Genomic DNA, 13,852 nt, shown 5'->3' with positions numbered 1-13,852 from the left:
GCATCCGTATTATTAATACTTTTAGCGCTATTTGCTATTTATCGAACTGTTAGCACTATTCTCACCGCGAAACTCTCTTATAAACTCACTGTCATTTTGAATCGTTGTCGCACTTTGAACCGCTGTCGATAAAATATTTCTATTATCAATCGGCCACTGACCTTCATCCCCCACTAAGACAGAATGAGCAGGATCAAATTCAGCAATATTTTCACTCGTAGGGAAAATATACAGTTTTGCATCCTCTAAACCTTTTAGCATTATCACTTCTGCAGGCGTAAGCTCCACTAAAACATATCCTTCATTTATCATGGGGTTTTGTTCATTTACTACTGCTTTAACTTTCGATGTAACAGTTTGAATGGACAGTATCTTCTTATTTTTCATTAACATTTTAAAATGCCGACCATTAATATGATCCGTTGCATCTGTTACTGGCGCGGTCTTTATCTCTCCGGATTCGTCTTTTGTTACTCTCAAATTATAGGCCAGATAAATATCTACTCCGCCGCCAGCTTGCGCATTGTTGAAGAGATAGCTATCATTTTTTTTAATAGAGAATCCGTAGACTATACTTCCAGGTTTTGCTGACATTTTTATATATTCTTCGCTACCTGGCTTAACTAAAATTGCCTGGGGAATTTTTGCGCCTTCTGAAATATCACTTTTCAGCATCCAGTTATCAATATCGCCCACAGAAAGTGTACTTTTTTCATTCCCCCCCTCTTTTATCTTGAGGGTTTCGAGTTGAAAATCCCCAGAGGTTAATCGCGTCCCTTTTTGCAGATTTTTCTTCGCAACGGCGACGGTAATACTTTCCGTAGGCGCTTCGATAACTTTTGTTTGAACAACTTTCTGCACCTGACTGGGCTTGTACTGGGGTTTCTTGCTCGACATATAATAAAAAAGCATACCAATGATACCAATAACGATCATGGCAATATTAATTATTAATGAGTATTTTTTGCTCATTGATATCCTCAACGTTATCAGGCTAATATGTGTGACGTCATAATTTATATGACGAAAACTATGATTTATGATGCCATCATCGTCCGCATATTATGGAAAAATTGAATATAAGAGTTAAGTTCTATAATAGAAGTAAATGTATATTGAGGAATGCATGAATGATATACATTTATTTAGGACATAGCTACCGCACGGACTTTGCTGATTGCGAAGTCTACAAAGGGATTACCATATTTTACTTACACATAAAAAATGATGTTTTCACACCATTTATTTATACTTATTTTATTAAACTGTACGGGCAGAATATTCCCTGCCCGCATTATCTCAACGCTGTTTATGGATTGGCATTGGAAGAGATAGAATCCAAGACCTGTTGCGATACCGTTTTGAAAATACTTTCTAACAACGTCTGTACTGTACCATCTTTACCGAAGATCACTGCGACTACGGCTGCAACGCCAGCAAGTACAATTGCATATTCTACAGCTGTCACGCCTCGCTCATCTTTAAAGTAGTTATGGACACGTCCGGCTCCATTTAACCCCTTAACATAAGCTTTGATGAGTAGCTCATTCATTTTCTTAGTCCCTATTATGATACATTTAGTAGCTAACAACCCTGATAGCTAGTCGCGCGTATACACAGTCTGCAGCCTGAATTCGTATATGGCTCAAGCTGGAAACATTATGAACTTTGGATTTCTAAAATATAACCCTATGATTTTTTTTAAGATTATATTTATATAGCGAAGGGGATTGAATTGTCAGATTACAATTCATCAAAACGATTGATTTGAATTTGTGGGAATTATATCGTGCGTTTTTTCTTCTTTTTTTGAGGCGTTTCTGATTAATTTAAATTAAATTACACATGAGATAATATAATGCAATATATTTAAATAGATTTGTTTTTTTGCGACCTGCCAGAATTTGGGTCCAATAAAGAATTCACTATCGGACCCACAATGAGACACTTTCGCTTAGATGTCTAATTGACCCTCTGTTGAGTCATTATTAAACGCCTTGATGCGCCACCTTCTGATACAGCGCGTCCCACATCTCTTTGACTAACGCCTGATCGCGCGGCGACAACTCACCGGCACCGATAGCGTTTTCCAGGCTGCGGGTGACGTTGGCATAGAGGGCCTGAGCAGAATGGTCATCAGTACCTTCCAGTTCTGCGACGGCTAACGTCAGGTGGCCACGCAAATATCCACTGGCAAACAGCTCATCATCGCTTGCATGCTCTACCATGTCGTCGATTAATGCCAGAATGCGTGATTCAAACTCCGCGATCATCTTCTTTCCTCATTGTAACGTGGCACTGGCTTCAGTTGAGCGCTTCTGGCCACGGGAATTGTTCCGCCGTAAGTTCAGGCGTGTGATAATAATTCTGTAATGCTTTGATGAAGCGCGCCGGACGTTCGGGAATGCCCTCCTCCAGATACGTCATCACCTGTGCATGAACCCGACGCTGAAACACCACGCGGTCCGGTTCAAAATCGCCTTCCAGGTTGTCGCAACTGACGTTAAACGGATATCCCGCCGCCACGCAAAACAACCAGTCGAATGCCTGCGGTTTCACTTCCACATCTTCAAACTGCCCCTGTGTCACCGCATCGCGACCGTCCGGACAATACCAGTAGCCGAAATCCACCAGCTCGCGGCGCGCTTTTCCGGCAATGCACCAGTGCGAAATCTCATGCAATGCGCTGGCGTAAAATCCATGCGCAAAAACAATCCGGTGATACGGGACCTCCGTATCAGCAGGAAGATAGATCGGTTCGTCGTCGCCTTTAATCAGACGGGTATTAAAATCATCGGCAAAGCAGCCGTTAAAAATCTCAATCAATTGTTCGTAGCGGTGCGTACTGTTCATTAATTCATCCCCAGCCAGTGGAGAATCTCCTGTCCATGGTTATCATAAAGAAGTTTCATGCTCATCACCGCCGAGACAATGACGATCATGGGCCGAATCAGCTTTTGTCCTTTGCTCAGTACCAGTCGGGAGCCCATCCGCGCCCCGAGAAATTGCCCGATCAGCATGACAAAACCGGTGGCCCAAATCACTTTCCCGCCGATGACAAACAGCAGCAGGCCGCCAATATTGGAGGTGGCATTCAGCACCTTGGCGTGAGCCGTCGATTTAGCAAGGTTATAGCCGCACAGCATGACAAACGACAGCGCGTAAAATGAACCTGCCGCCGGGCCAAAAAAACCATCGTAGAAGCCTACGCAGCCACCGGCCACCAGGGCAAACGGCAGACCGTACAGGCGACGCTGTCTGTCTTCCTCGCCCACTTTCGGCATCAGCAAAAAGTAGAGACCAATGCAGATCACCAGAACAGGCAGGATCTGTCGCAACACGCCTGACTGCACATGCTGCACCAGCAGTGCGCCGCTCATCGAACCAATAAACGTCATCGCGATATTGAGTTTTTGCTCGGCGAGGTTCACCACTTTACGGCGAATAAAATAAATTGAAGATGAAATCGAACCGCCGCAGGCCTGCAGTTTATTGGTTGCCAGCGCCTGCGCGGGAGACATCCCTGCCGCCATCAGCGCGGGGATGGTCAACAGGCCGCCGCCGCCCGCCAGTGAGTCGATAAATCCAGCCAACATTGCCACAAAAAACAGCACCAGCAACAGCAGCGGAGAGACCATAAACAGGTCCGCAAAATTATCCATTAGAGTACATGCTCATCCAGAAGCGCCTGGCAGGAAGGCGGCAACGGAGGCGGTGTCTTCTTCTCAGGCTTTGTTGTTCCAGGTTTTGGCGGTTCAAACCAACTTTGTAGCTCAGCGCCGCAACCGTCGCCCGGAGGAGGCAAAGGTTGATCTTCGCACTCAAGGCTGTCGGCAGGGCAACGTAATCGGACATGCATATGCGCACGATGCTGGAACCAGGGTCGCACTTTACGTAACCAGTCGCGATCGGTACCGGCATCCAGGCAGAGCTGTTGTTTTATGGCAGGATTCACAAAAATACGCGTGACGTCGTTATCTTTCGCCGCCAGCTTAATCAGGCTGGAGATTTCCGGTTTCCAGAGCGAAGGCACAACATGTTTACCGTCACGGGCGACCAAATCCAGCGCCTGGGGACGCAACAGTTGCGCCTGAGTCCAGCGTGTTTTTGGCAACTGCAGGAAAATGTCTACATCCAGACCGGTCTGATGGCTGGCATGTCCGCCGTTAAATCGACCACCGGCGGGCATTCCCATATCGCCAATCAGCACCGTTCCCAACCCCAGATTGCTCACCTGCGTACTCAGTCGCTGGATAAACATCACCAGATCGGGATGGCCAAAATAGCGGCGCTGATCGGTGCGCATCACCTGATAGTGATCCGACTGCACGGGAAGCGTGTCCGCCCCCACAATGCAGCCGTTCGAGAAACCACCAATTGACTGTGCGCTGCCCGGCACGGGCTGGGTAATTTTCTGCCACGGCGTCGCCGCCAGACTGGCCGCGCTGGCAAACAGAGCCAGCAGTGCTATCGCGGTTTTTTTCATCTCTTACCAGCGTGGAATATCCGTTTTGACATCCGCATTTTGCGCCCGTTGACGTAACAGGTGATCCATCAGCACGATCGCCAGCATCGCTTCCGCGATGGGTACCGCACGGATCCCCACGCACGGATCGTGACGACCTTTCGTGATCATCTCCACCTCTTCGCCAAAACGGTTAATTGTGCGACCCGGAACGGTAATACTGGACGTCGGTTTCAGCGCCATGTGGGCCACGATTTGCTGGCCGCTACTGATCCCGCCCAGAATACCGCCGGCGTGATTGCTCTGGAAGCCGTCTTTGGTGATTTCATCACGATTCTGACTGCCGCGTAGCGCCACGACCTCAAAGCCGTCACCAATTTCGACGCCTTTCACCGCATTGATGCTCATCAGCGCGTGGGCGATATCGGCATCAAGTCGGTCAAATACGGGTTCACCCAGGCCTGCCGGCACACCGCTGGCGACCACGGTCACTTTCGCGCCAATGGAATCGCCTTCTTTTTTCAGCGCGCGCATCAGCTCGTCCAACGCTTCAATTTTATCAGGGTCAGGACAGAAGAACGGGTTTTGCTCGACCAACGACCAGTCTTTGATTGCCAGCGGAATGTCGCCCATCTGGGTCAAACAGCCCTGAATGGTTACGCCAAATTTTTCAGCGAGATATTTTTTAGCAATGGCACCTGCCGCCACGCGCATCGCGGTTTCTCGCGCGGAAGAACGCCCGCCGCCACGATAATCGCGCAGGCCATATTTTTGTTCGTAAGTGTAGTCTGCGTGTCCCGGACGAAACACGTCCTTAATAGCGCTGTAGTCCTGCGAGCGCTGATCGGTGTTTTCAATCAGCAGACCTATGCTGGTCCCCGTCGTTACGCCTTCAAACACGCCGGAGAGGATTTTCACCTGATCCGGTTCGCGACGCTGCGTCGTGTAACGCGACGTGCCAGGGCGACGTCTGTCGAGATCGTGCTGCAGGTCAGCTTCTGTCAGCGGAATGCCTGGCGGCACACCGTCGACGATACAACCGAGCGCCAGCCCGTGCGATTCGCCGAAGGTGGTTACACGAAAGAGTTGTCCAATTGTATTTCCTGCCATTGCGGTCTCGTTGTTGTCGTTGTGGTTTAATCTTTATAGAGGCTGAAGTGCTCACGGGCAGCAATCAACTCGGCTTTGGTCAGCATAAAGACGCCATCGCCGCCATTGTCAAATTCCAGCCAGGTGAACGGCACATCCGGATATTGTTCCATCAGATGTACCATGCTGTTACCGACTTCACAAATCAGAATGCCGTTATCAGACAGGTAATCCGGCGCGTTGCCCAGAATGCGACGGGTGAGTTTCAGTCCGTCAGTGCCGGACGCCAGACCCAGTTCCGGCTCATGACGATATTCATTAGGCAGATCGGACATATCTTCCGCATCAACGTACGGCGGGTTGGTTACGATCAGATCGTACTGAACCTTCGGCAGGTCACGGAACAGATCGGAACGAATCGGCGTGACATGATGGATCAGACCGTGCTCTTCAATGTTGTGTTCGGTCACGGCCAGCGCGTCCGCCGAGATATCTACCGCATCCACTTCCGCTTCCGGGAAGGCATAGGCGCAGGCAATCGCAATACAGCCGCTACCGGTACACATATCAAGGATTAGCTGAGGCGGCTCACTGACCAGCCCCGCAAAGCGGTTGTTGATCAACTCACCAATTGGAGAACGCGGCACCAGCACGCGCTCATCAACATAAAACTCATGGCCGCAGAACCAAGCTTTGTTGGTCAGATAGGCCACCGGAATACGTTCGTTCACACGGCGGATTACGCGCTCAACAATACGATGGCGTTCGCTGGAGGTCAGGCGCGCGGTACGCATATCTTCTGGAATATCCAGCGGCAAATACAGCGATGGCAACACCAGTTGCACGGCTTCATCCCACGGGTTATCGGTACCGTGACCGTACCAGATATTCGCCGCGCTAAAACGGCTGACCGCCCAGCGCAACATGTCCTGAATGGTATGCAGATCACTCACTGCTTCATCAACGAAAATTTTATCCACCTGTTCCTCCAGGGCATGCTCGCATTAATTTCGGCGGCTAGTTTGCCATGAAGACGGCGATAAATCAGCAATCACGCAGGGGTTGCGGGTGAAAATTGCGTTTTGAGCATTCGCATCCGCATCGAGTCGGGTAAACTAACGGACAATAAAAAAAGATGAGATCGCAGAATGAAAAAGAAAACATCGCTGAGCGAGGAGGACCAGGCGCTGTTCCGGCAGCTGATGACCGGCACCCGTCAGATTAAACAGGACACCATTGTTCATCGCCCGCTGCGTAAAAAGATCACCGAGGTGCCGGTTAAGCGGCTGCTTTCGGAGCAGGCCGATGCCAGCCATTATTTCTCTGATGAGTTTCAGCCGCTGCTGAATACGGAAGGCCCGGTCAAATATGTCCGTCCTGACGTGAGCCATTTCGAGCTGAAGAAAATGCGCCGTGGCGATTACTCTCCGGAGCTGTTTCTCGATTTACACGGTCTGACGCAGCTTCAGGCAAAGCAGGAACTGGGCGCGCTGATTGCCGCCTGCCGCCGGGAACATGTGTTTTGCGCCTGCGTGATGCACGGTCACGGCAAACATGTGCTGAAACAACAGACGCCGCTGTGGCTGGCGCAGCATCCGCACGTCATGGCCTTCCATCAGGCACCGAAAGAGTACGGCGGCGATGCCGCGCTGCTGGTGTTAATCGAAGTGGAAGAGTGGGCGCCGCCGGAACTGCCCTGAGCACAGAAACAACAAGAGCCGCATCAGCGGCTCTTTAGCGTAGTGATAAACCTGATTCCGGCCCCCCGACAAGCAGAGAGCACCTCATTAAAAAACCAGGAAAATCAATTTATTGATTTTCGGCTGATAACCACAAAGAAGGAAAAACCACGTTTTTTCTTCTTTGTCAGCAGTCTGAAGAGCCGCATCAGCGGTTCTTTACAGAGAATACAGCGGTTAAATCGCTTTCGCCATTTTGAGGTTGCACGGGCTCATCTGCCAGTTGAACACCCCTTTTCCGCTTTCATCCAGCGTCACACTGGCAATCGCGGAGGTGGTAAACATCGGCGGCGTTTCGCCTGGACACAGCTCGGACACCAGATAACCCACTAACGGAAGGTGGGAGATTACCAGCGCGGTGGCTACGCCTTCATTGGCCAGAGCCTGCAAATAGGCGCTGACCAGACCGACATCGCCGCAGGGAGTCAACTCCGGCAAAACATCCACGTCGCGTGGCAGGTTCATGCATCCCCCTACCACATCCAACGTTTGTTCGGCTCGCAGGAACGGGCTCACCAGAACACGTTCGATATCCACTTTTTGACCTTTCAGCCAGTTCGCCATAAGGCGTGATTCGTCACAACCGCAGGGGGTTAAGGGACGAACCGAATCACTGGCGGCATCGAGGGCCGCGTCGCCGTGACGCATGATAAAAACTTGCATATTGCACCGCTTTTGTTAACCAGAATCACACGCACCCCAGCCAAAACCCCTCAGGGTTGCTGTAATGCAGTGGCCGGCATTGTGCCTTATCCGTTCACTGAATGAAACGCTGTGTTTTACCTCAATGGCGTAAGTATAGTCAATCTGTGTTTACAATTTAACCAACCCACAGCCATTCAGTGCGGATATACCTTACATTTGACCTTGTTCTTTCAGGTCAGTTTCATCTGCTTTCCAGAAACTTTCACCCCGCTCCGCCATCTGTAACAACGTATCGCACGGCGTGAACCGCGGACCATACAGCGAAGCCAGACGTTGCAATACCGCAACCACTTCACCCGCCCCGAGAGAATCCATATAACGGAACGGGCCACCGAGAAACGGAGGAAAACCAATACCAAACACTGCGCCAATGTCACCATCGCGCGCGCTACGGATCACCTGCTCATCGAAGCAGCGCGCCGCCTCATTGAGCATTAACATGACGCAGCGTTCCGCAATCTGCGAAGCGGAGAGCCGGCTCTGCCCCTGAGCGCCTATAAGCGTATAAATTGTAGGGTCGACCTGTTTTTTGCTTTTACGCCCTTTCGCCCCATAAAGATAGAAACCCCGACCATTTTTTCTACCTTTGCGATCGTCATTCAAAATTGATGAAACAACATTTGCAGGGGCGCTAAAACGCTCGCCATAAGCGGCTTCCAGTATCGGTATAATTTTAGTGCCTGTGTCGATTCCGACCTCATCCAAAAGTTGGATTGGCCCAACCGGAAAACCAAACTTTACCAGTGCGCTGTCGATCTGCTCGACCCGCTCACCTTCGGTCAGCAGGCGAATCGCTTCATTGATATACGGCGCAAGAATGCGGTTTACATAGAACCCAGCCTTATCACGCACCACAATTGGCGTTTTGCCCTGTTTTTTCGCCAGCTTAACCGTAGTGGCGATGGTTTGCCCCGACGTCGTAGCATGCGGAATCACCTCCACCAGCGGCATTTTTTCTACCGGGCTAAAGAAGTGCAGACCAATCACCTGCTCAGGCCTGGCCGCTTTGGCCGCAATATCGCTAATCGGTAAAGATGACGTGTTGGAGGCAAAAATGGTGTGGGATGCGCAATTCTGCTCAACTTCCGCCACCATCTGTTGTTTTAACGACAGATCTTCAAATACCGCTTCAATCACCAGGTCGCGATGGGAAAAGCCGCGATAGTCGGTCGAACCCGATATTAGCGCCAGCTGTTTGTCACGTTCACTGGCTTTGATATGCCGACGACGTACCTTCGTTTCAAGCTGATCCCAGCTGTATTTCAGCGCGTGATTGATTCCTTTGGTATTTATGTCTTTGATACGAACTGGCAAGCCACCTTTACAGGCTGTGACGTACGCAATACCGCCTCCCATCAGTCCACCACCTAATACGCCGACGCTGTTAAGCGGCCCTGGCGGCACCTCGCTGCCCGGATCCTTTTTCACGTCCGTACTGGCAAAAAAGATATTGCGTAACGCCTGCGATTGCGGCGTCATCGCCAGCTCGCCAAACGCGCGCGCCTCCGCGTCATAGCCGCTGCTACTCCCCTGTGCCAGTCCGGTTTCAATCACCTGTAAAATACGTTCTGTCGCCGGGTAATTTCCCTGGGTTTTCTGTTCTGTTTTCTTGCTAACCATGCGGAACAGCAACGCCCGTCCGAGCGGGCCCGCCAGAATACGTTCACGAACCGGTAAAGCGCGGTGAACGGGACGATCTTTTTTCGCCCATTCCACGGCAGCATCCAGCAGGATCGTCTGCGGGACTACCTCATCCACCAGCCCCGCTTTCAGCGCCTGCTTCGCGCGAAGTTGCTTACCAGTGAGGATCATATCCAGCGCCGTACTAACACCCACCCGTCGGGGTAGCCGTTGGGTACCGCCCGACCCCGGCAGCAGCCCGAGTTGCACTTCCGGTAAACCGAGTACGGTTTTTGCATCGTCCGTGCAAACGCGAGTATGACAGGCCAGCGCCAGTTCAAGTCCGCCACCCAGGCAAGCGCCGTGAATGGCGGCCACCACCGGAATCGGCAGCGCGTTAATCTCGGCCATCAGTTGCTGCCCCTGTCGCGCCAGCGTTTCTGCTTCCTGGGCGCTTTTGCAGCGGCCAATCATATTGATATCCGCCCCGGCAATAAAATTGTCCGCTTTTGCAGAAATAATGACGACGCCGCGAATCGCCTTGTTCTCGCGAATCTGTTTAAGAATGATGCGTACCTGCGAGGCAAACTCCGCCTTAAGGGTATTCATCTTTTCTCCGGGGACATCAACAGAGATGACCGCGACGTTGTCCAGACGCACGTTAAGCGTAAAAGCCGATGTCATTTCCATTATTCCGCCTCCAGAACCATTGCCGCACCCAGCCCACCCGCTGCGCAGGCGGTGACCAGGCCAAAGCCGCCACCACGACGACGTAATTCGTGCAGCGTTTGCGTGATCATCCTCGCGCCCGTCGCGGCAAATGGATGTCCAAAGGCAATTGAACCGCCAAGTACGTTAAATTTGCTGTCATCCACTTCGCCAGTGGCATGGCTTCGACCGAGCACCTCGCGGGCAAAACGCTCACTGCCAAGTAACTGGAGATTGGCAAGCGTCTGCGCGGCAAAGGCTTCGTGCATATCGAAAAGCGTCAGATCGGCCATTGTGATGCCCGCACGTTCCAGCGCCAGCGGCGTAGACCAGGCCGGACCCAGCAGCATATCCTGCCAGACATCGATCGCGGTAAACGCGTAGCTGCGCAGATAGCCGAGCGGAACCAGCCCCAATTCTTTCGCTCGAGATTCCGTCATCAGGATGACTGCCGCCGCGCCATCGGTCAGCGGAGTGCTGTTTGCCGCCGTAACGCTGCCATGTTTGCGGTCAAATGCCGGACGCAGTCTGGCGTAATCTGCCAGCGTGGAGTTGCCGCGAATATTGTTATCTTCAGACAGGGGCTCTTTAAAAGGCGGTGAGTAAGTGGTCATTACTTCATCGGCGAGCTTGCCTTCTGCCCACGCCAGGGCGGCCCGCTGATGAGAACGATGCGCCAGGGCATCCTGTTGTTCACGGGTAATCCCGTAGGTTTTCGCCATCTGCTCAGCGGTATCGCCCATTCGCAGACCGGTTGAGTATTCCGCCACAGCAGGCGGGACGGGCATCAGATCGCGCAAGCGCAGACGGGAAAAGAGTTTCAGACGCTGCCCCATCGTGCGGGCTTTGTTGACATCGACCAGCACCCGCGCCAGTTTTTTGCTGACGCCAATGGGCAGCACCGAAGATGAATCAGCCCCACCGGCGATACCCGCACGAATGGTGCCGGCCATCAGGCTTTCTGCGACGTTAGCCACTGCCTGAAAACTGGTTGCACAGGCACGACTGACGCTGTAGGCATCGGTATGCACATTCATCCCGGTCCCGAGCACAATTTCACGCGCGATGTTCGGCGCTTCCGGCATCTGTACCACCTGGCCAAAAACCAGTTGTTCAATCACATCAGCAGGGATTTCACTGCGTGCAAGCAGTTCGCCAACCACCATTTTGCCGAGATCGACGGCGGGAATGCCATGATATGCGGTCGCCTGACGGGCAAAAGGCGTACGTAATCCGCTCACGATGGCGATGCGATCGCCCTGACGGGTGACCAGCGGTAATGCCTGACTCATAACACTCCCCTGTAAAAAATAAATAAGTGGTCTGACCTGATCATAGTCTTAACCAATTTTTTACATTTAGCCAAGCGGAGCGCAAAGAAAGTGAGAGCTACGACACAGTGAATAATCACTGCCTGAAACGAAAATGCCCCGGGGAAAACTCACCGGGGCATCAGAAACAACGAGGCGGGATTAACGCAGACCCAGCTGGAAAATCAGGGTTTCGGCTTCGCAGGCGAAGACAAAATCGATATCCAGACGCACGCCGTCAGACTCTTCGGTGAAGGTCGAGGTGATTTTGCACGGTTCAGATTCCACGCTACGCGCTTTTTCGGTCAGCGCCGCCAGCGTCTCTTCAGCCTCTGCGCGGTTAGCGAACACGCGGCTGTATGATGCGGTGCAATCGGAGTTGTCCATGATGGTACCAACATCCATACAGCAGCAAACCGGGGTTTCATCAGCACTGCATTTACTCATTGTAGATTTCCTCTGTATTTCGCACCCAGGGTGCCAGATAAACGATGGGGATATTTTACGCCCCCCACATTCACCTCTCCAGTTGTTAATTGTGCGAAATGCGATAAGTGACCGAAATCACAATTAAAAATGATCTAAAACAAATTTCACCTAAAAGAGTGAGTGCGCAAACCGTCAATTTTGCCAGCTGGATCGCGTTTTTAAGATCACAATTGAAAAAAGTTATAAACATACTTGCAACATTTCAGCTGGTCAGACCTATACTCACGCCACTGGTCTGATTTCTATGTTGTACCACAGACCCTACACTTCGCGCTCCTGTTACACCATGTAACATAGTTTGTATAAAAATAAATCAATTGAGGTTATGGTCATGAGCCAGAAAACCCTGTTAACAAAGTCTGCTCTCGCAGTCGCAGTGGCAATTATCTCCACCCAGGCCTGGTCTGCAGGCTTTCAGTTAAACGAATTTTCTTCCTCTGGCCTCGGCCGGGCCTATTCGGGTGAAGGCGCTATCGCAGACGATGCAGGTAACGTCAGCCGTAACCCAGCGCTGATCACAATGTTCGATCGCCCGACGTTCTCTGCGGGTGCGGTCTATATCGATCCGGACGTCAACATCAGCGGACGCTCTCCGTCTGGCCGTAGCCTTGATGCCGATAACATCGCGCCAACGGCATGGGTGCCAAACGCACACTTTGTTGCGCCAATTAACGATCAGTTCGGTTGGGGGGCATCAATTACCTCTAACTACGGTCTGGCAACAGAGTTCAACGATACCTACGCAGGCGGTTCTGTTGGCGGTACCACCGACCTCGAAACCATGAACCTCAACTTAAGCGGCGCCTATCGCTTAGACGACGCCTGGAGCTTCGGGCTTGGTCTGAACGCCGTTTATGCGCGTGCGAAAATCGAACGCTTCGCCGGTGACCTGGGTCAACTGGTCGCCGGTCAGGTGATGAACTCTCCTGCCGGACAAACGCCGCAGGGTCAGCAACTGGCTGCCACCGCAAATGGCATCCCAAGCGATACCAAAATTGCTCATCTGAATGGTAACCAATGGGGCTTCGGCTGGAACGCCGGGATCCTGTATGAACTGGATAAAAACAACCGCTACGCGTTGACCTACCGTTCTGAAGTCAAAATTGACTTTAAAGGTAATTACAGCAGCGATCTGCCTCCGGCGATCAACAACTACAACCTGGGTATCCCGACCGCTACCGGCGGCGCCACTCAGTCAGGTTACCTGACGCTTAACCTGCCAGAAATGTGGGAAGTGTCCGGTTATAACCGCGTAGCGCCGCAGTGGGCTATCCACTACAGCCTGGCCTATACCAGCTGGAGTCAGTTCCAGGAGCTGAAAGCGAAATCCACCAGTGGTGATACGCTGTTCCAGAAACATGAAGGCTTTAAAGACGCTTACCGCATCGCACTGGGTACCACCTACTACTACGATGATAACTGGACGTTCCGTACCGGTATCGCCTTCGATGATAGCCCGGTTCCATCACAAAACCGCTCTATCTCGATTCCGGATCAGGACCGCTTCTGGCTGAGCGCCGGTACCACCTACGCCTTCAATAAAGATGCGTCTGTGGACGTTGGTGTCTCTTATATGCACGGTCAGAGCGTTAAGATTAACGAAGGTCCGTACCAGTTCGAGTCTGAAGGTAAAGCCTGGCTGTTCGGTACCAACTTCAACTACGCATTCTGATTTCTTGCAGATGTAAAAAAGGTGAGCTTTTTAGCTCACCTTTTTATTTGCTCAA

Annotated in this window: 14 protein-coding genes; 2 read left to right on the top strand and 12 right to left on the bottom strand. The window is 51.6% G+C overall.

Annotation, left to right across the window (positions count from 1 at the left end):
- Window positions 1-27 precede the first annotated feature (27 nt).
- From AOY24_RS00335 to prmB, 8 genes are all read right to left on the bottom strand, one after another.
- Window positions 28-972, bottom strand: coding sequence for a hypothetical protein (locus AOY24_RS00335; RefSeq protein WP_054175946.1), 945 nt, complete (start codon window positions 970-972; stop codon window positions 28-30).
- Window positions 973-1,309: 337 nt separating this feature from the next.
- Window positions 1,310-1,552, bottom strand: coding sequence for a Flp family type IVb pilin (locus AOY24_RS00330; RefSeq protein ID WP_082366160.1), 243 nt, complete (start codon window positions 1,550-1,552; stop codon window positions 1,310-1,312).
- A gap of 436 nt (window positions 1,553-1,988) precedes the next feature.
- Window positions 1,989-2,273, bottom strand: coding sequence for a YfcL family protein (locus AOY24_RS00325; RefSeq protein ID WP_054175945.1), 285 nt, complete (start codon window positions 2,271-2,273; stop codon window positions 1,989-1,991).
- 31 nt (window positions 2,274-2,304) lie between these two features.
- A complete protein-coding gene (locus AOY24_RS00320; RefSeq protein WP_054175944.1) occupies window positions 2,305-2,853 on the bottom strand; it encodes an elongation factor P hydroxylase in 549 nt (182 codons plus the stop codon).
- On the bottom strand, window positions 2,853-3,662 hold the full coding sequence (locus tag AOY24_RS00315; protein WP_042999967.1) for a sulfite exporter TauE/SafE family protein: 810 nt from the start codon (window positions 3,660-3,662) through the stop codon (window positions 2,853-2,855). The genes AOY24_RS00320 and AOY24_RS00315 overlap by 1 nt, the downstream gene beginning before the upstream one ends.
- Window positions 3,662-4,486 carry a penicillin-insensitive murein endopeptidase gene (gene mepA, locus AOY24_RS00310; RefSeq protein ID WP_044258456.1) on the bottom strand — a complete coding sequence of 275 codons (825 nt, stop codon included), beginning with the start codon at window positions 4,484-4,486 and terminating at the stop codon, window positions 3,662-3,664. Before mepA ends, AOY24_RS00315 begins: the two co-directional genes overlap by 1 nt.
- Before the next feature lie 3 nt (window positions 4,487-4,489).
- Entirely contained in the window at window positions 4,490-5,575 is a 1,086-nt protein-coding gene (gene aroC, locus AOY24_RS00305; RefSeq protein ID WP_054175943.1) for a chorismate synthase, read from the bottom strand.
- Window positions 5,576-5,601: 26 nt separating this feature from the next.
- The gene (gene prmB / locus AOY24_RS00300; RefSeq protein WP_042999964.1) at window positions 5,602-6,534 is read right to left on the bottom strand and encodes a 50S ribosomal protein L3 N(5)-glutamine methyltransferase; all 933 of its coding nucleotides are present in this window, start codon (window positions 6,532-6,534) and stop codon (window positions 5,602-5,604) included.
- 168 nt (window positions 6,535-6,702) lie between these two features.
- On the opposite strand from prmB, the gene smrB reads away from it, so the two are divergent.
- On the top strand, window positions 6,703-7,254 hold the full coding sequence (smrB, locus tag AOY24_RS00295; protein ID WP_042999963.1) for an endonuclease SmrB: 552 nt from the start codon (window positions 6,703-6,705) through the stop codon (window positions 7,252-7,254).
- Window positions 7,255-7,470: 216 nt separating this feature from the next.
- On the opposite strand, the gene sixA is transcribed toward smrB, so the two are convergent.
- The 4 genes from sixA to AOY24_RS00275 form a co-directional block, all read right to left on the bottom strand.
- On the bottom strand, window positions 7,471-7,956 hold the full coding sequence (sixA, locus tag AOY24_RS00290) for a phosphohistidine phosphatase SixA (protein ID WP_042999962.1): 486 nt from the start codon (window positions 7,954-7,956) through the stop codon (window positions 7,471-7,473).
- A gap of 192 nt (window positions 7,957-8,148) precedes the next feature.
- The gene (fadJ, locus tag AOY24_RS00285) at window positions 8,149-10,308 is read right to left on the bottom strand and encodes a fatty acid oxidation complex subunit alpha FadJ (protein WP_054175942.1); all 2,160 of its coding nucleotides are present in this window, start codon (window positions 10,306-10,308) and stop codon (window positions 8,149-8,151) included.
- Window positions 10,308-11,618, bottom strand: a complete 1,311-nt coding sequence (gene fadI, locus AOY24_RS00280) for an acetyl-CoA C-acyltransferase FadI (protein ID WP_054175941.1) — start codon at window positions 11,616-11,618, stop codon at window positions 10,308-10,310. The genes fadJ and fadI overlap by 1 nt, the downstream gene beginning before the upstream one ends.
- Window positions 11,619-11,798: 180 nt before the next feature.
- Window positions 11,799-12,083 carry a YfcZ/YiiS family protein gene (locus AOY24_RS00275; RefSeq protein WP_042317736.1) on the bottom strand — a complete coding sequence of 95 codons (285 nt, stop codon included), beginning with the start codon at window positions 12,081-12,083 and terminating at the stop codon, window positions 11,799-11,801.
- A gap of 373 nt (window positions 12,084-12,456) precedes the next feature.
- Here AOY24_RS00275 and fadL point away from each other — a divergent pair, with 373 nt between their 5' ends.
- Window positions 12,457-13,797, top strand: coding sequence for a long-chain fatty acid transporter FadL (fadL, locus tag AOY24_RS00270; RefSeq protein WP_042999959.1), 1,341 nt, complete (start codon window positions 12,457-12,459; stop codon window positions 13,795-13,797).
- Window positions 13,798-13,852: the final 55 nt, after the last annotated feature.

It is taken from the genome of Citrobacter sp. CtB7.12 (genome assembly GCF_001297795.1).
GTDB classification, from domain to species: Bacteria; Pseudomonadota; Gammaproteobacteria; order Enterobacterales; family Enterobacteriaceae; genus Citrobacter_A; species Citrobacter_A amalonaticus.
The sequence above is the reverse complement of the archived record's forward strand: the minus strand, read 5'-3'. Positions and strand labels throughout refer to the sequence as shown.